We start from the raw sequence: 23,009 nt of genomic DNA, 5'->3' as shown, positions 1-23,009 counted from the left end.
AGAATGAAGCGGGTTATTGTAGTGAAAAACTACAAATCTGCAACGTATTAATATGGATTATGTATAAGACTTGATCGTGAGCGATCAGATAATGGCGTCCCTACGGGGATTCGAACCCCGGTTACCGCCGTGAAAGGGCGATGTCCTAGGCCTCTAGACGATAGGGACGTTGCGAGGTGATGGCTATATTAAGGACTAAGCCGGACTTTGTCAAAAGAGTTTTTACTAAAATGTATTTAACAGTTTAAACATTAGGCAAAACAAAAACTTTATTTTATTAAGATATTATTTTCTGAACGGATTTACCTGATATGAAAAAATAAACCCAATCGGAATTGGGTTTATTAAAGAAATTATTTCAGTTCAAAAGTTTAGAATTTAAGCTTTTTGATGATAAAGCCAGTAGTAACTTGCATAGCATGCTGCCATAAACAATAAACAGCCAATAAAACCAGAGAGCATTTCAGGGTCAGCTGCCATACTCAGACCGGTTGCAGTACAAGTTACAAAACCTAGAATGGGAACTAAAGGGAACCAAGGTGTACGGAATTTTAGTTCAGAGACACTATGACCAGACTTCAGCCATTGGCGACGGAAATTAAACTGGCTCCAGCAGATACTCATCCAGACAATCACCATGGTAAAAGCGGCCACGCCCATTAGGTTTTTAAAGATGACATCTGCACCAAATTGCTCAGAGAGCAGACCAGGCAAACCGCCAATCATGGTGACCCAGACTGCTACATAAGGCACGCCGGATTTACTGACTTTAGCAAACAGTCGCGGTAACTGGTTTTGTGAAGACAATGCCCACATCATACGTGAAGCTGCATAAAGGCCAGAGTTTGCAGTCGACAGCAGTGCAGTGATAATTACGAAACGGATAAAGTCTTCCGCATATGGAATACCCATTTGGGTAAACACGGATACAAACGGACTGCTGCTTAAGCCCCCATGACCACCGACCTGTAAACCCGCATCGGTATAAGTCAGCAGCGAGCTAATCACGATAATGGTCCCGACAAAGAAAATCATCAGACGCCATACCGCAGCATGAATCGCTTTCGGTACATTTTTCTCAGGATTTTCGGTTTCACCGGCAGCGATCCCGATCATCTCGGTACCATTAAAGGCAAAGTTCACGATTAGTAATGTGGTGAATAACGGAATTAAACCGTTTGGCAGCCAGCCATGTTCAGTCAAATTATTGAACAGTGGCGCAGATTCATAACCTTGAAATGGAATAAAGCCAAAGATACAGCCAAAGCCCAGAATAATAAAAATCAGTACAGTCGCAACTTTAACCAGTGACAGCCAGAATTCTGATTCGGCAAAGGTACGGGTTGAGCTTAAATTGGAGAGCAGTACACCTGCAGCAAAGATCAATGTCCATAACCAGATCGAAGTTTGCGGGAACCATTCCTGCATTAGAATCGCAGCTGCAGTGAATTCGGTACCCAAAGTGGCTGACCAGCCGAGCCAGTACATCCAGGACACCATATAGCCTGTACCCGGCCCAATATAATGGGTTGCAAAGGCACCAAAAGAACCAGACACGGGTAAATGTACGGCCAGTTCACCGAGGCAGAGCATTACCATATAGGCGATCAAGCCACCAATAATATAGGCCAGTACTGCGCCCAAAGGTCCAGCTTGTGAAATCACTTCACCGGAACCCATAAACAGGCCGGTACCAATAGCGCCACCAAGGGAAAGCATGATCAGATGACGTGTGCCCATGGCACGTTTTAACGACGGAGTTTGACCCTCAACAGACGAATGCTGTGAAGGTGGAGAGGGAGATTGCATAGCTCAATTAAAAGGAGAGATTTAAAAAAAGTATTTTAGTTTTAATTATGTGAAATATCACATAAATTGGAATTTCCTCATAAAGTTCTTCTTTTAATTTAAAAAATAAATATTTGCAAAGCCTCTTAAAAACTAGTGATCGGGAGTTTGGTATTGCTCAGTCGGTGTTTTTTCAGCAGGCGTAGTTTCTGCTCGGTTCTCAGCAGTTTTATCATCGCGACTGATCACATAAATATAAAGCGCTGAAGGTGCCAGAATAAGTAAAACAAGCAGGATTTTCTTTAGCATGGGAAAATTGATCAAAACCTAACATCAACTTGATTATAGCCTAAGCAAACGAGAAAGGGCACCAAACTCAGTCATGCGAAATTTATAACAATAGTATTGAAAGCAATAATAAGAAAAAGAGTTTTCTTGGAAAAAATGAAAGAAGAAGGGGATAAATAAGATGGCGTCCCTACGGGGATTCGAACCCCGGTTACCGCCGTGAAAGGGCGATGTCCTAGGCCTCTAGACGATAGGGACGTTTAGAAGATGGCGGTATCTTATTGATCCGCCACCAAAGTGTCAAGCAGGTGAGGTGCGAGTTTGTTTAAAATATAGCAAAACAGTTCCGCAGTCTTTTGCGTATCGTATAACGCAGAGTGTGCTTCTTTGCCATCAAACTCAATACCGGCCTGAATACAAGATTTAGCCAGAACCGTTTGACCAAACATCACCGCACTTAAAGTCACGGTATCAAACACAGAAAAACTGTGAAACGGATTCTGGTTTTTGGTTCCGGTACGGGCAATTGCTGCCTGTACAAAGCCCAAATCAAAATGCGCATTGTGACCGACCAAAACGGCATGCGTACAATTTTGCTGACGACGCACTTCATTGACCGATTTAAAAATACGTTTTAACGCGGTTTTTTCATCTTCAGCCATTGCGATCCGCATCGGATTTGACGGGTCAATCCCGATAAATTCCAAAGAGCGGCGATCCAGGTTGGCACCTTCGAAAGGATTGATATGTGCGTGGTAAGCTTCACCGGGCACAAACTGGCCATCTTCATTATAAACAATAGGAATGGCCGCAATTTCTAACAAGGCATCAGTCTGTGCATTAAAGCCTGCTGTTTCAACATCGACAACAACAGGCAAAAATCCACGGAAACGCTGACCAATGACTGGAAGAGTTTCATTTGTCACATTTTTCTCCATTGAATGGTTTTTCCTGCATATAGCGGAACGATTTGTTCACCATCCAAGTAGTCTAGACTTTCAGGAATAACTTGATCTTCTTTGACCAGCGTAATGGTTTTGGTATTACGTGGGAGGCCGTAGAAATCTGCACCAAAGTGGCTGGCAAAACCTTCTAGGCGGTCGATTTTACCTACTTGATCAAAGGCCTGAGCATATAACTCAATTGCAGTCGGAGCACTATAGCATCCTGCGCAGCCACACGCATTTTCTTTGGCATTTTTTGAGTGCGGTGCACTGTCGGTGCCTAAGAAAAATTTAGGATTACCGCTCGTTGCCACTTCAAGCAACGTTTGCTGATGCGTCTGACGTTTTAAAATTGGCAGACAATAGAAGTGCGGCTTGATCCCACCAACCAGCATATCATTACGGTTAAACAGTAAATGCTGTGGGGTAATAGTCGCAGCCACATTACGATCCTGTTCCAGTACGAAATTAGCTGCCTCGCTGGTAGTAATGTGTTCCAGAACCAGTTTCAGTTTCGGGAACTGTTTTAGTAATGGTGCTAAGACTTCATCAAGGAAACGTTTTTCACGGTCAAAAATATCGACATGATTATGCGTCACTTCACCGTGCAGCAATAAAGGCACCTGATGCTCTTCAAGCTGTTCAATGACTGAATATACTTTACGAATGTCGCTTACACCGCTATCCGAGTTGGTGGTTGCGCCAGCAGGGTAAAGTTTAATAGCATTGACATGCTCAGAATCTTTAATCTTTTTGACTTCACTTGGAGAGGTATTATCTGTGAAATACAGCACCATGCGTGGATCAAAATCGCTACCTTCAGGAACATGCGCCATAATACGTTCACGGTAGCTTAATGCTTCTTCCACAGTTTTAACCGGTGGAACAAGGTTCGGCATACAGATGGCGCGGGAAAACTGTTTAGCTAGATCAGGAACGGTGCGTTGCAGAGCGTGACCATCACGCAGGTGGGCATGCCAGTCGTCTGGCTGGAGAAGGGTAATCGTATTCAAGGCGAATTCAATCGGAGAAATAAAACAAATGATAATGCATCTATGCCTAAAATGGTAACGAGAAATATATACAAAATAAGGGATATCTATAAATTAATTTATAAAAGTATGATATTTTAAAATTAATAAAAAAATTACATAAATACTTGGCAATGGAATACAAGTACAATCTAGCAAAATTGCAAGATGAAAAAGAAAAAATAGAAGAATTAATCACACGGCAAAGTCAGCGTGTAGGCTCGGTTTTCCCTCCGAATCTGGAACAGGAGTTCTGGAGCAAAAACCTGGAGCGAGCACGTAAACATGTCGAAAAATATGTCTGGGCAGGTGTACTGACCTATTTTATTTTTCTGCTGGTCATGATTCCGACCGACTACTGGATTATCGATTCACAATATTTTGTACAAGATTTTGTGCGCTGTATGCTGGGGCTGATCAATGGTAGTCTCGCTTTACTTGCTTTTTATTTCTTCTCCTGTCTGCCTAAAATCAAACGCTTTTTTCCGCAGGCTTCCATGCTGCTAATGTTCTGGATGATAGTCTCGACTTCCTATCTGACCATGTCTATTCAAACAGTAAGCTTGCAACATCAGTCGATGGCGATCATCACTATTATCTACATTCTGGGTTATATTCTGACCGGAGTAAAACCTTTACAGATGTTAATCACGGGGTTGTTTGCTGCACTTTGTACGGTCTGGCTGTTATCCGTGTTATCGATCGAATTTAATGCGCTGGTCTTGGGGCGGATTCTAATTGGCAGTAGCCTATTGGGATGTGTGATTAGTTATATGCTTTTTGCCCGTGAGCGAATGATTTTTCTATACACCATGCGGGCCAGAATCAGTGAGAAAATTCAGCGGATTCATACCACAGAATTATTGCATTTAAGCCAGCATGATGAGCTGACCAAAATCTCTAATCGACGAACTTTCGATGAAACACTGGATATCTTCTTTGAACGTTCTCGCCGTAATCAGCATGCTTTGGCGATTTTATTTATCGATGTGGATCATTTTAAAAACTATAACGATTTTTATGGACATCAAAAAGGGGACGATGTCATTTCCAGTATTGCCTTTACTATTAAAAATGCGATCCGGCATATGGATTTCGTGGCCCGTTATGGTGGTGAAGAGTTTGTGGTACTGCTTCCAGAAACTGATGCTCATGGTGCTTATGCAGTGGCTTCTAATATTTTTAATGCGATTGAGCGTCTGGAAATTCCGCATGAGAAATCTGGTGTGGCTGATCACATCACCATCAGTTTGGGCATCACTGTGTATCGTGGTGAAGACTTTATTGATAAGGATGTCTTATTGGGAATTGCCGATCAGGCGTTGTATCGAGCCAAACAGCTAGGACGGAATCAGATTTATTATCAGTCGATCCGCACTGCAAATCCAAATAGTGTAAATACCTAAATCGAATCTATAAAAAAACCGCTCAATTGAGCGGTTTTTTTGACGTTAAAACAAACTTATTTGTTTTTGTCTTTTAATTGAGGTACTGCAGAACCTGTACCTACTGCAAGCAGGCCAGAATCTGTATAAATACCCAGTTTTGCACGTGTATCTGTGATGTCCAGGTTACGCATAGTTAACTGACCGATACGATCCGCTGGAGAGAACATAGAATCACCTTTCTCCATAGTTAAACGCTCAGCTTCATAAGTGAGGTTAGGAGATTCAGTGTTCATGATGGTGTAGTCATTACCACGACGCAGTTCTAAAGTCACAGTACCAGTGATAGCTTTAGCTACCCAACGCTGTGCAGTTTCACGAAGCATCAATGCTTGAGAATCGAACCAGCGACCTTGGTACAGAAGACGACCCAAACGAAGACCGTTGATACGGTATTGTTCGATGGTGTCTTCGTTATGAATACCAGTGACCAGACGTTCATAAGCGATGTGAAGAAGGGCCATACCCGGAGCTTCGTAGATACCACGAGATTTCGCTTCGATGATACGGTTTTCGATCTGATCCGACATACCTAGACCATGACGGCCACCAATACGGTTCGCTTCAAGAATGAACTCAACTGGATCTTCGATACGTTGACCATTGATTGCAACAGGGAAACCTTCTTCAAAAGTAATCGATACTTCTTCAGGTTTGATTTCAACGTCTTCTTTCCAGAATGCAACGCCCATGATTGGATCAACGATTTTGATACCGGCATTCAGGTATTCAAGATCTTTGGCTTCATGAGTTGCACCCAACATGTTTGAGTCAGTTGAGTATGCTTTCTCTTTTGACATTTTGTAGTCAAAGCCATTGTCGATCAGGAACTGTGACATTTCTGCACGGCCGCCTAGCTCGTCAATGAAGGTCTGGTCTAACCAAGGTTTGTAGATTTTCAGGTTAGGGTTAGTCAACAGACCGTAGCGGTAAAAACGCTCGATGTCGTTACCTTTATAAGTAGAACCGTCACCCCAGATGTTCACGTCATCTTCTTTCATTGCAGTTACCAGCATGGTACCTGTTACTGCACGGCCAAGAGGAGTCGTGTTGAAGTATGGAACGCCACCGGTAGAAATGTGGAACGCGCCACATTGAATTGCAGCAATACCTTCTAATGCAAGCTGTAAACGGCAGTCGATCAAACGTGCTTTTACTGCGCCATAAGCTTCAGCTTTTTTTGGAATCGCATCGTAATCGGCTTCGTCTGGCTGACCCAAGTTTGCTGTATAAGCATAAGGTTCAGCGCCTTTTTGTTTCATCCACAAAAGAGCTGCAGAAGTATCTAGACCGCCAGAAAAGGCAATACCAACTTTTTTGCCTACTGGGACATTCTGCAAGATAGTTGCATTATCAGACATTGTTCATCCTAATGATATGAAATAGGCACGCCAGAAGTGGTGGCCTGAAAAAACACATATTGCGTCAATTGTATCATTATTTTATTTAGGTTTGCTTTAGAAAAGAAAAACTCGTTTCAAAATCTTGATTCAATAGGCTTAAATAATCATAAAATTACCGTATTTTTGACAAACGCTTAAAAAATAGGAAAATCTGGGAAGATTCAATAACATCATTAAGAAAAAACATCTTTAGGATAGCCCTCATGAGCCCGAATATTCCTCCTTTACCTAATCTGCAACCGGCTGCCAAAAATGAGACCCTGTCAATTGTGCATGGAATCTATGCCGGTTTGCTGGTTTTTAGTACGGTTGCATTTTTATATCTGGAATATCAGCAGTCGACGATTTCCATGCTGAGTCTGGGTATTGTGTTGCTGCTTTTGGCTGTGCTGATCGTTTTGAATATTCAGGCCTGTCTCAAGGTCAAACAGGGCAATGGTTCAGGACGCACCTTGTCCAGAATTATGGCGATCCTGATGCTGCTCAGTTTTCCCATTGGTACAGTACTCGGGGTAATTGCGTTATGGAAATCCAGCAAAAATCAATGGCAGCAATAAGTTCACCACTCAGGTACGGCATGAATATCACAATTGGTATTTGTGCCTGAGAAAGCGGACCTGATAGTCATAAAAAGCCTCTGAAAATCAGTTAAAGTACATGGATAAGATTTAAGCTTTTAGCCAAATAAGAATCAGGGATATTTTATGACAACGACGCGCTATGCAAATATTTTAAAACCATTACATCTGGGTTTCACCACGATTAAAAACCGTGTGGTGATGGGATCAATGCATACGGGCTTGGAAGATCGTTTTTATAATTATCCTAAACTGGCCGCTTATTTTGGTGAACGTGCCAAAGGTGGTGTGGGTCTCCTGATTACTGGCGGGATTTCACCGAATCGTCAGGGCTGGTTATTGCCTGCTGGCGGAACCATGAATACCTTGGGCGATGTTGCACCGCATCGACTGGTTACGCATGCCGTGCATAAGCATGGGGCCAAGATTCTGTTGCAGATTTTGCATGCCGGACGTTATGGCTATCAGCCTTTTGTGGTATCTGCCAGTCCGATCAAATCGCCAATTTCACCTTTTAAACCACGTCAGATGTCTGAAAACCAGATTCTGGATACGATTCAGGACTATGTTAAAACTGCAAAACTGGCTAAAAAAGCGGGTTATGACGGCGTGGAAATCATGGGCTCTGAAGGGTATTTGATTAACCAGTTTTTAAGCCGTCATGTCAATCAGCGTACTGATCGCTGGGGCGGAGAAATTGAAAACCGCATGCGTTTTGCAGTGGAAATTGTTAAAGCGATTCGTGCTGAAATTGGTGAAAGATTTATTATCTGTTTCCGTTTGTCCTTGCTAGATCTGGTGCATGACGGCAATACTATGCAGGAAGTGATTACCGTCGCTAAAGCATTAGAGAAGGCTGGAATAACTTTACTCAATACTGGTATTGGCTGGCATGAAGCGCGTATTCCGACGATTGTCACTTCTGTTCCTCGTGCTGCATTCGTAGATTACACCGCAGAAGTCAAAAAGCATGTTGCTGTTCCAGTCATTGCATCGAACCGGATCAATATGCCAGAAACTGCTGAAGCGATTTTGGCATCGGGTCAGGCAGATATGGTGCAAATGGCACGCCCGTTGTTGGCAGATGCATTCTGGGTAAATAAGACAGCAACCAATCGTGTTGATGAAATTAATGCCTGTATCGCCTGTAACCAGGCCTGTCTGGATCATACCTTTAAAAATAAGCGCGCTACCTGTCTGGTGAATCCACGTGCCGGCTATGAAACCGAACTGGTTTATGTCAAAACCAAAAAACCTAAAGGCATCGCCGTGGTAGGTGGTGGAGTGGCAGGTTTATCCGCAGCTACAGTCGCAGCTAGCCGCGGTCATGATGTGACTTTATTTGAAGCCACTAATGAAGTGGGGGGGCAATTTAATCTGGCCAAAGTAATTCCAGGCAAAGAAGAATTCCATGAAACCATTCGCTATTTCAAAGTACAACTGGAAAAAACCGGGGTAGATGTCCGTTTAAATACTCGAGTGAATCGGGAGCAACTGGAACGCGAAGGTTTTGATGAAGTCATTGTGGCTACGGGCGTTGTTCCGCGTGAATTGAAAATTACCGGTAGTGATGCACCTCAAGTCCTGTCTTATGCTGAAGTATTGCGCGGCGCACCAGTAGGAGATCGTGTCGCTGTCATTGGTGCCGGTGGAATTGGTTTTGATGTATCAGAATTTTTATTAAAGCCACCGCATCAGCCACAACCGCAACCTGTAGATGAATGGAAACGGGAATGGGGTGTAGATCTGCATGCAAATTATGTAAGTGAAGGCGGACTGCAGCCAGCAGAAGTAGAGCCACCTGTACGTGAAATTTATCTATTACAGCGTAAAACTACTGCTTTAGGAGCAGGCTTAGGTAAAACCACGGGCTGGGTTCATCGTGCCCAATTAAAAAAACATGGCGTGCGCATGTTACGCGGTGTGCACTACAAATCGATTACGGATGAAGGTTTGTGGATTGAAGTGGATGGGCATGATCAATTGCTGCGTGTAGATACGGTCGTCGTTTGTGCTGGTCAGGAGTCAGTCAAAGATGTTATGCCTTCAGAGGATCAAAAGACTCTAGCGAATTACCATATTATTGGTGGAGCAAAGCTGGCTGCTGAGCTGGATGCCAAGCGTGCAATTCGTGAAGGGGCAGAATTGGCAGCAAAATTGTAAGGATTTGATGAAACTATATGCAGTTGATGAGATTCACTGTAATTTTCACTTGTCAGTCACCTAAAAGCTCCGTATTATTGCGCACATGGAAGCGTGGCAGAGCGGTTTAATGCACCGGTCTTGAAAACCGACGAGGGCTTATACCCCTCCGTGAGTTCGAATCTCACCGCTTCCGCCAGATACGGAAAACCCCGATCATTGATCGGGGTTTTTTATTGCCTAAGTTTTATTGAGTGGGAAATTGTCTGATTTTTTAGATAAAGCAGATAGATAACAAGCTAATTGATCTAATTTCTAAGATATTTTCTTATTAAAAAATGAATGAATAAAAACGAATGCATATAGCTTTAATTTCTAAAATTTAATCTCAGGCAATTAGCTTAAGCCTAAATAAAAAAGTATGATCCAAATTTTTATCTGATAAGAGGATATAAAAATCTAAAGCTTATTTTATTGCTGTTATCAGTTTATTAAATAGAACATTTTTCATTATTAATTCGCTGAATGACTGAAACAAGGCAAAGTCGACTAGGATAGTAGGATAATTTTTTGTTCTTTTCGGCTTTTATTTATGTCGAATCTTAAAGTGCGAGTTAAAAATGGCAACTGAACCTCTGAATCCTAAACGTCCACTTTATATTCCCTACGCAGGCACTGCATTACTTGAACTCCCATTGCTGAATAAAGGCTCAGCTTTCTCTGTAGAAGAACGTATTCATTTTAATTTACATGGGCTTTTACCCCAAGCGATCGAATCGATTGAGGAACAAAGTCAGCGTTCATATCAGCAATACTGCTCATTCAATGATGCAATCAATAAGCATATTTACCTACGTAACATCCAGGACACCAACGAGACGCTTTTCTATCATTTGATTGAAAATCACTTAAGCGAAATGATGCCGATCATCTATACGCCAACGGTAGGAGAAGCATGTCAGCATTTTTCCGAGATTTATCGCCGTCATCGCGGGGTTTTTATTTCTTATCCAGATCGGGATCATATTGAGCACATCCTGCATAACGTGAATCGAAGAAATGTCAAAGTGATTGTGATTACGGATGGAGAGCGCATTCTTGGTTTAGGTGATCAAGGCATTGGCGGAATGGGTATTCCGATTGGAAAGCTGGCTTTATATACGGCCTGCGGAGGCATTAGTCCGGCCTATACCTTGCCAATTACCTTAGATGTAGGCACGAACAACGAGCATTTGTTGAATGATCCGATTTATATGGGATGGCGTCAGCCTCGTATCACCGGTGATGAATATTATGAATATGTCGAAATGGTGATACAGGCAATTCAGCAAAGATGGCCCGATGCGCTGATTCAATTTGAAGATTTTGCCCAGCACAATGCCATGCCTTTACTGGAAAAATATCGAGATCGAATATGTTGCTTCAATGACGATATTCAGGGTACGGCAGCTGTGGCAGTAGGCAGTTTGATTGCGGCTTCCTATGCGTCAAACAAACAATTAAAAGATCAGACCATTGCTTTCTTGGGAGCAGGTTCAGCCGGTTGTGGGATCGCTGAACAGATTGTGACAAAAATGGTGGCAGAAGGCCTGACTGATGCTGAAGCGCGTAAGCGGGTTTTTATGGTGGATCGCTTCGGCCTTATTACTCAAAACCAGCCAAACCTATTAAATTTCCAGAGAAAACTGGCTCAAGAACCAGAAAATATTGCTGAATGGGGAAATGCCGAAGAGATTATTTCTCTATTGGATGTCATCAAATATGCAAAACCCACAGTACTGATTGGGGTATCTGGACAGCCGGGATTATTTAGCAAAGATGTGATCACGACAATGGCTGAAAATTGTGAACATCCGATTATCTTCCCTTTATCGAATCCTACTTCTCGCGTAGAAGCTGTTCCAGCCGATATTATTCAATGGACCAATGGGAAAGCTCTGATTGCTACAGGTAGCCCATTTGCACCCGTTAATTATCAGGAACACATTTATACTATTTCTCAATGTAATAACTCTTATATTTTCCCGGGAATTGGACTAGGCGTGATTGCTTCAGGCGCTACACGAGTCACGGATAATATGCTGATGGCATCAAGTAATGCCTTAGCAGAATGCTCTCCAAAACTTCAAGACCCAACCGCCAATTTGTTGCCAGATCTGGATCAGATTCAGCATATTTCCAAGATTATTGCTCTAAGGGTTGCACAAGCTGCGGTTGAGGATGGCGTCGCTCCAAAAGTTGGTTCTGAGGTGCTGCAGAAAGCCATAGATGCGAATTTCTGGATACCGGAATACCGGGAATATAAGCGTGTGACCTTTTAATATTATTAGGGAAAGGGCAGTTTAAAATTAAGTAAAGCAGAGCGATGACATTGTTATTTCTCTGCTTCTTTGTTTGCGGGAAACGAAAGTACACTAAAATGTAAAAGTTTAACTCACTCAAGCAATATGGATTTATTTTATCAAGTCGTTGAAATTAAATAAAATATAATGAAAATTCTGTAAATAATAAAATAATATTTATAAAGTAATTAAATATATATATAAGAAAACTTGATTATTTTAAATCTTCCTGTATACTGGCTTTAACTAGAAAAAAGTCTTGTTGCAAAAAATCTTCCTTAAGTATCGTCGTTTTATTCATAATCCTTCGTTTTATCCAGATTTTAAGTTCCATTCTTTATTATTTTCAAAGTTACAACTGGTCATTCAGATGACTAAAAATTATTAAAAATTAGTAGGTTTTATTATGTCAAACTCAAATATTGTTAAAGGTACTGTAAAGTGGTTCAACGAAACTAAAGGTTTCGGTTTTATTCAACAAGAATCTGGTCCAGATGTTTTTGCTCATTTCAGTGAAATTGCTAGTTCAGGTTTTAAAACCTTAATGGAAGGTCAGCAAGTTGAATTCAGCGTAGTTCAAGGTCAAAAAGGCCCAAATGCTGTAAATATTACTGCGCTATAAGTCTGTAGAATAAAAAAGCACGCATCAGTGCTTTTTTATTGTTTTAAATAAAAGTTAAAAAGCTTTTTCTAGATTGGAAGAAGGATAAAAATAGGATACAAGTTGTTAAAAATTAATGAATTAATTGCAAAATCTAAAAATGGTACAGAAATTATTGTTTCTTTGATTCCCTTGAATAAAATGCAAAATACACGTCAAGGTTTTAAGGAAATTGAAGTAGGTAAAAGAGTGCTGCTTCAATCAGGAATCGAAGTTGACCTGAATCTAGATGGTCGTACATTTTATACATCTTTAAATCAATTATTTAAATTAAATCATAAAGTTATTTAATATTTAAATTATATATTGGCTAACCAATTTCTAGCCGATCTCTCTTATAATCATTACTAAAGGTTTATTTATGCTTAAGCAAAATATTAATGTGAAAGATCAATTCGGTGTTCAATACGTGATTCAGGCTACTGTTGACCCTGATTTTGTTCATACCCAATCGGATTCTAACGTTAAACATATTACGGTTGAAGGTGAAAATATTCGCCCAAGTTTTGAAATGTTTTTTCAAAGCACCATCAGCGGCAAAATTTTCAAAATTATTTAGTGGTCATATGACATGACCAAAAGTGAATATAAAAAATCCTGGTATCTTGCCAGGATTTTGTCTTTGAAATTATTCACTTCTTAATTAAACCTATTCATCGTCTTATAAATAAACCCTGAATTAATAAGCACATTTTAGTTCACACTTAAATCGACTTAGCCATCATTTCAGTGATCTATATTTTATATCTTCTACTACTTATGCTTTTAGGCATAAAACTATCATGAATCTATAAAAAATCTAATACACATCAAATCAGAAAGCCAATCAGAGTTAAAACCCGTCAAGGTTATTATGAGTTTCGTTGGTATGAACTTAAGTCATATAAATGACTGAGGATATACAGCTGGTTTAAGGTGGTGAGCAAGGGCAGTTCAGTTTTAGTTTTGCTAGGACATTCAGAAGCTAAGTATTTAATCTTTTATTTTTGAATATTTAATACTCAATAGATGATCATAAAGTCAGGAGTTTACTCTATGAATAAATGTATAAAATTACTCGCCAAAAAAAAATTAAGTATTACTTTTCTAGAGAGTGCATCAGCAGGTTACCTGGCTTACCGATTTTCCCAAAATAAATATTCGGGTGATATTTTATATGGCGGACTGGTCTGTTATGACATGGGTGTCAAAGAGAATATTTTAAAAATCAAACCTGAATTTATTAAAAAATATACGCCAGAATCTATGGAAGTCACGCAGGAAATGGTCAGAAAAGCCAAGAAAATGTTTTATTCTGATATTTATATTGCCTGTACAGGACTATTAAAAAGAGGCGGGACAGAAACTAAAGAAAAGCCAGTAGGAACTTTTTTCTATGTGATTTCTTATAAAGATGAGCTCTATAGTTTCCGCTTTCTTTGCAGAGGAAAACCGAGAGAGAAATTAAAAAAACTGGCGAGAAATATTAATCTGAGCTTAATTGAAATCCTTGAAGGCAGTCGAGACAAGAAAAATAAATAGCTATTTATTTAGTTCTCACTGATCGCTAATACACGGATCATGAAAATGTTCTGCTATAAAAAATCCCAGCCGAAGCCGGGATTTTTTTATATTAAATTGGTCAATTAGTAAGGATAGTTAGGGAGAGGGCCGTTTGCTGGAATGGTGAGCCATTGTCCTGTTGCCAGGCGATTTGAACCGCCATCTGGTTGCGCATAGAAATACAAAGGTGCGGTAGGCAGATTAAGCATGGCGACTGAAGCATGTGCGGTTGCAGTTAAAGGCAAGCCATAAAGTGCATAGAAATCTTTAAGATCATAGCCCATGATTTTTGAACTGAGTACATAAATCAGGTCAGGGCGGCTCATGTTTTTCGCATTAAATGCACCTAGTCCCAGTTTATTCTTATCTGCTTGAGAAGCTTTACTTAAATCGATCTGGTTATATAAACGTTGTGCCGTATTCAGTAGGCGTATGAACTCAAATACACCCTGAAGATCAGGTCGCGATTTACCTTGATGTAAACGGGTATAGTTCATGGCCATCTGGATATGGAAGGCCTGCATCGATACATGATAACCATCTTGCCATAAGTGTTTTTCCATTGCGGCACGCTGTGCTTCACCTGACAGACCAAGACTTCGTGTATCCTTGATATTGGCATATAAAGTTGGGTGACGGAAATTGCTGGCATTACTGTCCTGAGCATATAGATGATATTTACGCATCATGCTTAGGCCTGCCAGAATGTTGTTATTACATTCCACTACGCAACCAATAGTTTTCCCGGTTTCAGTGGAAGGGAATACCATGGTTAAGACATCCTGAACAGTATTATGTCCCAGTTCATGCACCCAGCCCCAACCGGTATCAATGCCAGTTGACCCATCTGATGGATTTCCTGAGCACAGGAAGCCACAGGTCGCAATCCAGCCCACAAAATGTTGAACATTCGGGGCACGATGAACTGTGCCGGTACAATCCCAGCCTAATTCATTACAACGCTGTGCCGTACTGCTATCCAGCGGCATGTTGTTATAACCGTTGGCAATGTGGTTACTGTCAAAGATTACGCCCTTAATCTGATCCACATAGGTACGTGCTGATCGATCACCAATGGCTTTTAAAGCATAATCATTGGTCTGCTGAATTTCACCACCAACAAATTTAAAAGTGTTCCAGCCGAAGTTTCTACTTTGCAGAATGCTGGTGGCCTCGCTAATATCCGCTTCAGTGATCGTTTGAGTAAAATCATAATGCGCATATTTTGCTGCGCCTTTGATTTTTAAGGTCACCACCGAGCCTGCTTTGGCATTGCTGTAATTCAACATCAATGGTCCACCGAACGGGCTGATAAAGTCATTGCTTTGGCTGGCATCTAATTTCACGGCGAAACTATTGGGACGGCGAGGACGTTTATAGCCGCCATCATCAAAGGGATTGCCCCAGGCACGTAAATAGCTGGTCTGGACTGAAAGCTGCGCACCTTGAGCATCAACAATCTCAATACTGACAGGCTTGCCCGGAATGCTGGCACGACCAATTGCGGTAATTCCACTGCCTTGTGGAATGGTCACGGTAATGGTTTCGGCTTGAGCACTGACAGCCATGTTTTGTGCAGAGGCTGGCATATAATCGCCGGCACCATTTGGATTCACCAATGTGGTTTTGCGTTTATAGTCCGTCCAGGAGTCGCTGGCATAGGTACGCATAAAAGTCAGAGCATCGCCATTTTTCGACAGTCCGCTGTAATTCACGCCTGGACGCCAGAGATCTGCCAATAACACCAAAGCTTTTAGAATCTGATTATTATTTTTTGCGCTAAATGCAGTAATGCCTTGTGCATTTAAATTTTGTAGATTGGTAGAAGCTTTATTGATGGTTTGAATCAACGGATTATTGGCATTTAAATCCCCTAAACGTACCGCACCTGGTGACTTGAAATATTCCAGCATTTGGATCGTACTATCAATGTCATTCACTTTATTCCATTGATCGGTGATGGAACGTCCTGAAGACATGAGTAAAGTATCTTGGCCACGCCAGTAATTATTATTGGTTTCAATCTTCAATGCCGAAAAGATTTTTTCCATCGGTGTAGTGACGTTATAACCCATTGCCTGGAAATATATTGGCTTACCTGCCTCCAGATATTCCTGAATCAAGCTGGATTCAAAATTATTGGCGCCAATATTACTGCCTAAAATCATCAGGTCAGCATCTTTCCAGCAGGTATTGGTTTGATCCAGTACATTACATTGTAGAAAGGTAACTTTAACCCCTAAATGCTGGGCAAAATAATTTTCTATCATGCTCAGGTTGGTTTGTGCCAGACCATTCACGGTAAGTTTTAGTTCTTGTTTAGGCTGTGCTTGTGTTTTCCCCGTCAATAGCCAGCGAAAACCATTGTTGAGCACGGGTGCAAAATCTACCATGTCAGGACTATTCGCTGAGATCCCCCCCCAGCATATTCTGGCCAAAAGCCAGCGCCCGGCCTTTACCGATTTGTGATGCGACTCCCAGACCACAGCCTTTATTCGCCTGCTGACTTAAATTCCAGCCGCAGGCTTGATCTGAAACTGCGATTGGTAAAGCTGCGCTTAAATCATAAGGATAAAAATTAATCGAAGCAGTTGGCGTAAATTGCAGTTGAGGTTGCAAAACTTTGCCATTCGAACTGGTATAGAGTGAGGTAATTAAACCCTTTTGTCATGTTTGTTGTTGCTTGGCGAGCTGCAAGGCCCAGTCTAACAATGTAGCAGAATCTTGCTGAATCAGAGGCCGGGCATCACCTGTACTCAATGCCTTATTAATCCGGGTGGTTGTTGGCGTTTGTGGATTTTAAAGTGGTGTACTGCCATCAGGTGTTTCTACAGGTGAAGGGGATGATTCCTCGTTATCAGATGGATTAGTTGTTGATGGTGGATTAACAGCAGAATCTGGTGTTTCTGCAGGAGAAGATGTTCCGCTACTGCCACCTCCACCACAGGCAATCAGACTCATCGATAGCGATAAGGCTAGTAAGGTTGTTCTCAACCTCAAATAATTTCTTTCCACAATTTTCCCCAAGGTATAACCAAAAAGACGACATTATTTTTAAAGTTGTCGTAAATATCAGATGAGAATTATAGAAGTAAGTGTCGATAAAATAGAACTAATATTTAATTTAAGTATATGTTTTTTAATGATAAATAATTATTAAAAATAATTTTAAATGTGATGTGGGTTGATTTAATTTTTATTTGTTTTAATTAGGCCGCAGTTTAAAAATAGCCACAACCCGAGCTGAAATTTTATGGTCTATCAGTTTTGACTTCGAACTTGAGTAGGGCCAGCGCAATTCTTTCTACATGTTGATAAGCAGGTTGCTCTAACTCTTCACCAAAAATATCCGGGTCAATTTCCTCATAAGACCAGTCAATATTTTGATGCTGTTTCATTAAATCCTCCAGATGCTGTAAGAAGCGATTGCCGTCCTGACAAATAGTGACGCCAGTATATAAAAATAGACGTCCATCTGGACTGAGTCGCTGTAAACCCTGTTTGATAATCTTAAAAGACAATTCATTGCCATCCAGTTCATTGCCTCCATGACGGTATTGCCGTTGATCTGGATCAATTAAATAAGGAGGATTGGCAAAAATCAGGTCAAACTGACCTTCAAGACCAGAAAATAAATTACTTTGCACAGGATGAATCGTATCAAAACCTGAAAAATCGATATTAATCTGGCTATAGAGAAGAGCTTTAGGATTCAGATCTGCGACAAAGATTTCCTCATGATCTGGAAAATGTTTAGCTATATGAATTGCAGCAGCAGAAGTGCCACAGCATATTTCAGCCGCCCGTTTAAAAGAATTGGCCTGGAAAGATAAATACTGCTTTAAATGATAGGCAAAACGGTAAGTATCAGGACCAAAAAAAACAGCGTCCTGTTGGGTCGTAGGAAAGGCTGAGTGAATAAATAATTCGTCTTCGAGTGAAGCGACTCTGATCAGACTTTTATATGCGTTATCCTGAACTTCCAAAAGCTGATGCTCTAATAATAATGAAAAAAGAACAGGATCAAGATCGGTAATTGTAAATTCCAGATTCCAGCCAAAGATATCCTGTAGGGTTTTATATTTATTTTTTTCGCTTCTTTTACGATCCAGAATCCGTTGATGGGAAAGTGGGGTAATGGCCGTAAACTGATATTGCTGCTGTTTTAAAAAGTCTAATAAAAAGTGCAGAGCTTGTTGCTGGCTGCTTTGGATTTCTAAAATCTGGTTCATTAGATGTGCTCTTCGGTTTATTTAGAATAAATGAAAAGGTGCATACACCTGTTTAATCTATACAAGATAATGACCAGAACAGCCATTCGCTATATTGATTCAATCAAAATGGATCATATTAATCTTCGCCCAAAATTTACTGTTGTTCGGTAAAAAACTGATGTGAATTGGTTTAATTTGTATAGTGGGATATTGAAGCTCACATCCTCGTAAGGAGTGAATCACTTTTATTTTTATATGTTTTCTATAAAAATGCCGACTGATCAAAATGATGAGTCGGCATAGACTGAATATAAATAGAAATTTTAATGAGCAGCTTCTGGTAAATCAAACCAGATCACTTGTGCATCTTCAATTGCTTTAATCTCTGCGTCATCCATAAAGGCAATCGCACCACCAGCTTCAACTGTATATTCTGCAATTTGTACTGAGCCAGAAATCACATGTACATAATTGATATGCCGGGTTGCCTTAATATCTAGACTTTGACCTTGCTGGATCACGGCTGTTTTGACTTCAGCATTTTGACGAATGTGCATGGGGGCATTGTCATTTGGTCCACAAATTAAATGCCATTGATTCGGTTGTTCTTTTGCATCCAGACGAATTTGCTGATAATTTGGCTGAGCATCATGTTCATTCGGAATGATCCAGATTTGCAGGAGATGCACCTGTTCATCACCCTGGTTCATTTCACTATGACGTACACCGGTTCCAGCACTCATCAGTTGCCATTCACCTGCTGCAATACCGCCATGATTGCCCATACTGTCCTGATGAGTAATCGTGCCTTTCAATACACAGGTCAGGATTTCCATATTGTCATGCGGATGGGTACCAAAGCCCTGATGTGCATCAATCAGATCATCATTAATAACGCGTAAGGCACTCACGCCCATATAGTTCGGATTGTACCAGTTGCCAAATGAGAAGCTGTGTTTAGACTCCAGCCAGCCCATTTTTACATGACCACGATTTTCACTTGGATGTAGAAAAGCTTTCATGAATTTATCTCACTTTAATTTTTAACTTGAGATCATCATAACGTTGTTTTAATTCTTAAAAAATTATAAACAGGCGACAGATCATTGCATTTTTGCAACGATATAAGAGAAAGCAGGTATAAAAAAGCCCACTCGTAAGCGGGCTTAGGTATTTAAATAAAGATTATTCAAGGAAACGGACAGTTACGCCTGATTTCACTTTACGGCCTAAATCATTCGCATCCCAGTTAGTCAGACGGATACAACCATGTGACGCAGTTTTAGAGATTGCAGATGGATTTGGCGTACCATGAATACCAAATGATTTTTTGCTTAAACCGATCCAGATATTACCTACAGGACCGTTTGGACCAGGTGGTAAAGAAAGTGGTTTCTTGTTGTTGCCTTGAACAAAGTTAGATGGTGAGTAGCTATACCATGGGTTTTTCGCTACGCCAGTCACTTTATAAGTTCCTGTTGGCGATGGAGTACTCGAACTGCCAATCGTTGCAGGGAAAGAAGCGATCATCTGGTTACGGCTATTGAACAGATAAAGCTGCTTAGCACCTTTATGCGCCACAATTAAATGAATATCTTCAGGCACTTCATTGCGGATATTGGCAACAATCAGCTTTTCCCCAGCTTTCTTAAAGGTAGCTTTTGGATTTAACTTTTTCAAAAAGTCTTCATCCATATGGAATTTTTCACCCAGCATTTCAGTCACGCGAGTGTAATATAGACCTTTCATTTTTGCCTGTAAGGCATAGTCAGAAGGAATAGACTCGGCATAAGGACCTTTCAGGTCTTCTTCAGTGATGGTGTATTCCACAAAAGCAGGCTTAGAACCCTGTTTAGCCAATAGGGCATCCCAAGTTTCCTGAGTCAATGTACCGGTTGGTTTAATACCATTCATTTGCTGGAAAGATGCGATCGCTTTCAAGGTATTTTTACCGCTAGTACCGTCAATCGCACCTGGAGAAGCATGGGCATTATTTAACATGACATGCGCACGTGCATATACCGGAAATTGGCCTTTACCAATATCTTCATACCAGCTTGCATTATTAAGGCCGTCTAAAGTCCAAGATGCTTTCGCAGCAGCAGAATTCGTCGGTGCTTTAGTCGTGGTTGGAGCAGCACCGATATCGGCAGTCTGGTCTTCAGTATCTTGTAATACATCTAATGCTTCAGAAGCTTTCTTCAGATCTTGTTGTTCTTGAGCACTAATTCGAGTTTCTGCTTGTGCTGCCGAAGCTTCAGTTGCTAAAGGATCAATCGGATCCTGAACCGCAACATTAGTGACAACTTGGGGGTTTAATGGTTGTTCAGCAGTAGACGCAGCGAAAACAGTACCTGCGAAAATGCAACCTAGACTCACAGCGAGCATTGTGCGAACTAACATGTAACTCAACCTTAAAAATATTTCGTTAACTATGTGAAAAAACACTATAAGTATTACAGAAAAAATGTGGAGATGCAGTAGTTCTTTTGTGTAATTCCTCACATTTGATCACTTAACATGATCGGTTTTTAAAGTCATGAGAAGTTATTCAAAATGCAGTCATTTTGTTATGATGTGGGCAATATCAAAGATAGATAGGAAAGTGAATGACGACCTTAAAAAATGATCGTTTTCTACGCGCATTGTTACGTGAACCTGTAGATACTACCCCTGTATGGATGATGCGTCAGGCAGGCCGTTATTTACCAGAATATCGAGAAACACGTGCCAAAGCAGGGGATTTCCTTTCTCTTTGCAAAAATACTGAATTTGCCTGTGAAGTGACTTTACAGCCTTTACGCCGTTATGAGCTGGATGCGGCCATTTTATTTTCGGACATTCTGACTGTACCAGATGCTTTAGGTCTGGGTCTGTATTTTGAAGCAGGTGAAGGTCCGAAATTCCACAAAACTGTGCGGACTGAACAGGATGTGGCTAATTTACCCAAATTCAATGCCAAGTCTGACCTTGATTATGTAATGAATGCAGTGTCGACCATTCGTTCCGCTTTGGGTGGGCAAGTACCATTGATCGGCTTCTCTGGCAGTCCGTGGACCTTGGCGACATATATGGTTGAAGGGGGTTCGAGCAAAGACTTCCGCTTCACTAAAAACATGATGTACGCACAGCCAGAGGTTCTGCATGCTTTATTAGAACGTTTAGCAGATGCTGTGACTGAATATCTGAATGCCCAGATTGATGCAGGTGCTCAGGCAGTACAGATCTTTGATAGCTGGGGCGGGGCACTTGCTCATCGTGAATATATTGAATTTTCACTCAATTATATGCAGAAAATTGTGGCAGGTTTGCAACGTGAAAAAGACGGTCGCAAGATTCCAGTAATTCTGTTTACCAAAGGTGGAGGTCAATGGCTGGAGCCAATGGTTGCGACCGGTGCAGATGCTTTTGGTCTGGACTGGACTACACCGCTTAATGTTGCGCGTCAGACTGTTGCAGGCCGTGCCGCACTACAAGGCAACCTGGATCCGGCAACTTTATATGGCACTCCAGACGCGATTGCTAAAGCAACCAAGTTGATGCTGGATGATGCCTATGCCAACGGTGAAACAACCGGTTATGTAGCCAACTTAGGTCATGGCATTACCCAGTGGGTGGATCCAGCCAATCCTAAAGTATTTATTGATACCGTACATGAGTACAGCGTTAAATATCTTTAGGATGTAAACCTTGATCGACTTTTTTAAATCAGGGTTTGAATTTACCTATAAGGCAGCTTCGGCTGCCTTATTTGGGATTCTGCTCCTGTTTGCTTTTGCACAAACCGCATCAATGGGTAGTGAACTATTTTACGGTTTCTATCGCTATGACTATCTATTATTTTTCGCTTTACTGATTCAGGTGGTATTGCTCTATACCAAACTGGAATCCTGGGCCGAAGCCAAAGTAATTGCCTTGTTCCATATCATGGCGATGGTCATGGAAATTTTCCTGACCCATCCGGCAATTGCATCCTGGCAATATCCGCAACCTGCAATTTTTAAAATACTGACGGTGCCTTTATTTGCCGGCTTTATGTATTCGGCTGTCGGCAGTTTTTTTGCACGTTCCTTACGCTTATACCAAGTTTCATTTGAAAAATTGCCGCGCTTTAGCCACATGCTGGCCTTGGCAGTCTTGTCCTACATCAACTTCATGAGCAAATTCTTTATTCCGGACTATCGCTTGCTGTTATTTGTCTGGAGTGTAGTGATGTTCTGGAAAACCAGAATTCGATTTCAGTTGAATCAGCATGCTTTTCAGCTGCCGATGTTACCTGTCCTGTTGATTTTGGCTTTCATTATCTGGGTGGCTGAGAACATCAGTACCTTTTATCAGATCTGGCTATATCCAAGCCAGGTAGAAAAATGGCACATGGTCGGTTGGGGCAAGCTCGGTTCCTGGTATTTACTTTTATTGCTCAGTCTGGTGCTGGTATTAAAGATTCTAGGACAGCGTAATTCTCAAGGTAACTGGAGTCTAAAAACCCGGTAAAACTATTCTGGAGACCTTTGCACGAAACAGCCCCTTTGCTCGAGGCATACCACCAAACCGAAAAAAAACAAAGAATGGCAATGAAATAAGCAAAACAATGGCTAAATCATGGATAAAATCTCCAAATGGTTGTTAAA

General features: G+C 41.1%; 21 protein-coding genes and 3 tRNA genes. 11 read left to right on the top strand and 13 right to left on the bottom strand.

The genetic code is table 11. The annotated features are described in order from the left end of the window. Positions 1-92: 92 nt before the first annotated feature. The 6 genes from FTV34_RS06000 to pyrC form a co-directional block, all read right to left on the bottom strand. Positions 93-168: transfer RNA gene (locus FTV34_RS06000), tRNA-Glu, on the bottom strand. A gap of 210 nt (positions 169-378) precedes the next feature. Beyond that, entirely contained in the window at positions 379-1,809 is a 1,431-nt protein-coding gene (locus FTV34_RS05995; RefSeq protein WP_163171689.1) for an amino acid permease, read from the bottom strand. A 132-nt stretch (positions 1,810-1,941) separates the two neighbouring features. Further along, complete coding sequence (locus tag FTV34_RS05990; protein ID WP_004782839.1) at positions 1,942-2,097, bottom strand: hypothetical protein; 156 nt, start codon at positions 2,095-2,097, stop codon at positions 1,942-1,944. Between the two features lie 161 nt (positions 2,098-2,258). Continuing rightward, positions 2,259-2,334, bottom strand: a tRNA-Glu gene (locus FTV34_RS05985). 20 nt (positions 2,335-2,354) lie between these two features. Next, a complete protein-coding gene (gene rnt / locus FTV34_RS05980) occupies positions 2,355-3,014 on the bottom strand; it encodes a ribonuclease T (protein ID WP_034704922.1) in 660 nt (219 codons plus the stop codon). Further along, positions 2,999-4,033: a dihydroorotase gene (pyrC, locus tag FTV34_RS05975; protein ID WP_004782837.1), complete on the bottom strand. Its 1,035-nt coding sequence runs from the start codon at positions 4,031-4,033 to the stop codon at positions 2,999-3,001. Before pyrC ends, rnt begins: the two co-directional genes overlap by 16 nt. Before the next feature lie 152 nt (positions 4,034-4,185). Between pyrC and FTV34_RS05970 the strand changes: the two genes are divergently transcribed. Continuing rightward, positions 4,186-5,457, top strand: a complete 1,272-nt coding sequence (locus FTV34_RS05970) for a GGDEF domain-containing protein (protein ID WP_180069318.1) — start codon at positions 4,186-4,188, stop codon at positions 5,455-5,457. Between the two features lie 56 nt (positions 5,458-5,513). Here the strand turns inward: FTV34_RS05970 and argG are convergent, their stop codons facing one another. Further along, on the bottom strand, positions 5,514-6,857 hold the full coding sequence (gene argG / locus FTV34_RS05965; RefSeq protein WP_180069315.1) for an argininosuccinate synthase: 1,344 nt from the start codon (positions 6,855-6,857) through the stop codon (positions 5,514-5,516). Positions 6,858-7,102: 245 nt separating this feature from the next. Here argG and FTV34_RS05960 point away from each other — a divergent pair, with 245 nt between their 5' ends. The 8 genes from FTV34_RS05960 to FTV34_RS05925 all read left to right on the top strand — a co-directional run bounded on the left by FTV34_RS05960 (position 7,103) and on the right by FTV34_RS05925 (position 14,143). Then, a complete protein-coding gene (locus FTV34_RS05960; RefSeq protein ID WP_004782834.1) occupies positions 7,103-7,456 on the top strand; it encodes a hypothetical protein in 354 nt (117 codons plus the stop codon). 147 nt (positions 7,457-7,603) lie between these two features. Further along, positions 7,604-9,640, top strand: a complete 2,037-nt coding sequence (locus FTV34_RS05955) for an NADPH-dependent 2,4-dienoyl-CoA reductase (protein WP_180069313.1) — start codon at positions 7,604-7,606, stop codon at positions 9,638-9,640. Between the two features lie 87 nt (positions 9,641-9,727). Further along, positions 9,728-9,818 (top strand) — tRNA-Ser (locus tag FTV34_RS05950). A gap of 421 nt (positions 9,819-10,239) precedes the next feature. After that, positions 10,240-11,940, top strand: coding sequence for an NAD-dependent malic enzyme (locus FTV34_RS05945; protein WP_180069310.1), 1,701 nt, complete (start codon positions 10,240-10,242; stop codon positions 11,938-11,940). Positions 11,941-12,367: 427 nt separating this feature from the next. Then, complete coding sequence (locus tag FTV34_RS05940; RefSeq protein WP_004782814.1) at positions 12,368-12,583, top strand: cold-shock protein; 216 nt, start codon at positions 12,368-12,370, stop codon at positions 12,581-12,583. A 102-nt stretch (positions 12,584-12,685) separates the two neighbouring features. Next, positions 12,686-12,913 carry a hypothetical protein gene (locus FTV34_RS05935; protein ID WP_004782813.1) on the top strand — a complete coding sequence of 76 codons (228 nt, stop codon included), beginning with the start codon at positions 12,686-12,688 and terminating at the stop codon, positions 12,911-12,913. Positions 12,914-12,983: 70 nt separating this feature from the next. Next, positions 12,984-13,181, top strand: a complete 198-nt coding sequence (locus FTV34_RS05930; RefSeq protein WP_034706083.1) for a hypothetical protein — start codon at positions 12,984-12,986, stop codon at positions 13,179-13,181. A gap of 476 nt (positions 13,182-13,657) precedes the next feature. Beyond that, entirely contained in the window at positions 13,658-14,143 is a 486-nt protein-coding gene (locus FTV34_RS05925; protein WP_034706081.1) for a CinA family protein, read from the top strand. Between the two features lie 104 nt (positions 14,144-14,247). Here FTV34_RS05925 and FTV34_RS05920 read toward each other — a convergent pair whose 3' ends face one another. The 6 genes from FTV34_RS05920 to FTV34_RS05895 form a co-directional block, all read right to left on the bottom strand. Beyond that, positions 14,248-16,557, bottom strand: coding sequence for an ImpA family metalloprotease (locus tag FTV34_RS05920; protein WP_180069308.1), 2,310 nt, complete (start codon positions 16,555-16,557; stop codon positions 14,248-14,250). Between the two features lie 7 nt (positions 16,558-16,564). Next, positions 16,565-16,783: a hypothetical protein gene (locus FTV34_RS05915; protein ID WP_180069305.1), complete on the bottom strand. Its 219-nt coding sequence runs from the start codon at positions 16,781-16,783 to the stop codon at positions 16,565-16,567. A gap of 180 nt (positions 16,784-16,963) precedes the next feature. Further along, positions 16,964-17,158 (bottom strand): hypothetical protein, encoded by a 195-nt coding sequence (locus FTV34_RS05910; protein ID WP_180069302.1) that lies wholly within the window; start codon positions 17,156-17,158, stop codon positions 16,964-16,966. Between the two features lie 257 nt (positions 17,159-17,415). After that, a complete protein-coding gene (locus FTV34_RS05905) occupies positions 17,416-18,396 on the bottom strand; it encodes a class I SAM-dependent methyltransferase (RefSeq protein WP_180069299.1) in 981 nt (326 codons plus the stop codon). Between the two features lie 305 nt (positions 18,397-18,701). Then, positions 18,702-19,400 carry a pirin-like bicupin family protein gene (locus tag FTV34_RS05900; RefSeq protein WP_180069296.1) on the bottom strand — a complete coding sequence of 233 codons (699 nt, stop codon included), beginning with the start codon at positions 19,398-19,400 and terminating at the stop codon, positions 18,702-18,704. 163 nt (positions 19,401-19,563) lie between these two features. Beyond that, complete coding sequence (locus FTV34_RS05895) at positions 19,564-20,781, bottom strand: L,D-transpeptidase family protein (RefSeq protein WP_180069293.1); 1,218 nt, start codon at positions 20,779-20,781, stop codon at positions 19,564-19,566. 206 nt (positions 20,782-20,987) lie between these two features. Between FTV34_RS05895 and hemE the strand changes: the two genes are divergently transcribed. Both hemE and FTV34_RS05885 read left to right on the top strand, forming a co-directional pair. Then, a complete protein-coding gene (gene hemE, locus FTV34_RS05890; protein ID WP_180069290.1) occupies positions 20,988-22,058 on the top strand; it encodes a uroporphyrinogen decarboxylase in 1,071 nt (356 codons plus the stop codon). Between the two features lie 10 nt (positions 22,059-22,068). Further along, positions 22,069-22,872 (top strand): DUF817 family protein, encoded by an 804-nt coding sequence (locus FTV34_RS05885; RefSeq protein WP_180013888.1) that lies wholly within the window; start codon positions 22,069-22,071, stop codon positions 22,870-22,872. Positions 22,873-23,009 lie beyond the last annotated feature (137 nt).

Source organism: Acinetobacter sp. YH16038 (assembly GCF_013417275.1).
Classification (GTDB): Bacteria; Pseudomonadota; Gammaproteobacteria; order Pseudomonadales; family Moraxellaceae; genus Acinetobacter.
The sequence above is the reverse complement of the archived record's forward strand: the minus strand, read 5'-3'. Positions and strand labels throughout refer to the sequence as shown.

Coding starts and splice junctions, on each gene's coding strand:
- FTV34_RS05995 (WP_163171689.1), bottom strand. CDS start 1,809: ATGCAATCTCCCTCTCCACCTTCACAGCATTCGTCTGTTGAGGGTCAA.
- FTV34_RS05990 (WP_004782839.1), bottom strand. CDS start 2,097: ATGCTAAAGAAAATCCTGCTTGTTTTACTTATTCTGGCACCTTCAGCG.
- rnt (WP_034704922.1), bottom strand. CDS start 3,014: ATGGAGAAAAATGTGACAAATGAAACTCTTCCAGTCATTGGTCAGCGT.
- FTV34_RS05970 (WP_180069318.1), top strand. CDS start 4,186: ATGGAATACAAGTACAATCTAGCAAAATTGCAAGATGAAAAAGAAAAA.
- argG (WP_180069315.1), bottom strand. CDS start 6,857: ATGTCTGATAATGCAACTATCTTGCAGAATGTCCCAGTAGGCAAAAAA.
- FTV34_RS05960 (WP_004782834.1), top strand. CDS start 7,103: ATGAGCCCGAATATTCCTCCTTTACCTAATCTGCAACCGGCTGCCAAA.
- FTV34_RS05955 (WP_180069313.1), top strand. CDS start 7,604: ATGACAACGACGCGCTATGCAAATATTTTAAAACCATTACATCTGGGT.
- FTV34_RS05945 (WP_180069310.1), top strand. CDS start 10,240: ATGGCAACTGAACCTCTGAATCCTAAACGTCCACTTTATATTCCCTAC.
- FTV34_RS05940 (WP_004782814.1), top strand. CDS start 12,368: ATGTCAAACTCAAATATTGTTAAAGGTACTGTAAAGTGGTTCAACGAA.
- FTV34_RS05930 (WP_034706083.1), top strand. CDS start 12,984: ATGCTTAAGCAAAATATTAATGTGAAAGATCAATTCGGTGTTCAATAC.
- FTV34_RS05925 (WP_034706081.1), top strand. CDS start 13,658: ATGAATAAATGTATAAAATTACTCGCCAAAAAAAAATTAAGTATTACT.
- FTV34_RS05920 (WP_180069308.1), bottom strand. CDS start 16,557: ATGGTAGATTTTGCACCCGTGCTCAACAATGGTTTTCGCTGGCTATTG.
- FTV34_RS05905 (WP_180069299.1), bottom strand. CDS start 18,396: ATGAACCAGATTTTAGAAATCCAAAGCAGCCAGCAACAAGCTCTGCAC.
- FTV34_RS05900 (WP_180069296.1), bottom strand. CDS start 19,400: ATGAAAGCTTTTCTACATCCAAGTGAAAATCGTGGTCATGTAAAAATG.
- FTV34_RS05895 (WP_180069293.1), bottom strand. CDS start 20,781: ATGTTAGTTCGCACAATGCTCGCTGTGAGTCTAGGTTGCATTTTCGCA.
- hemE (WP_180069290.1), top strand. CDS start 20,988: ATGACGACCTTAAAAAATGATCGTTTTCTACGCGCATTGTTACGTGAA.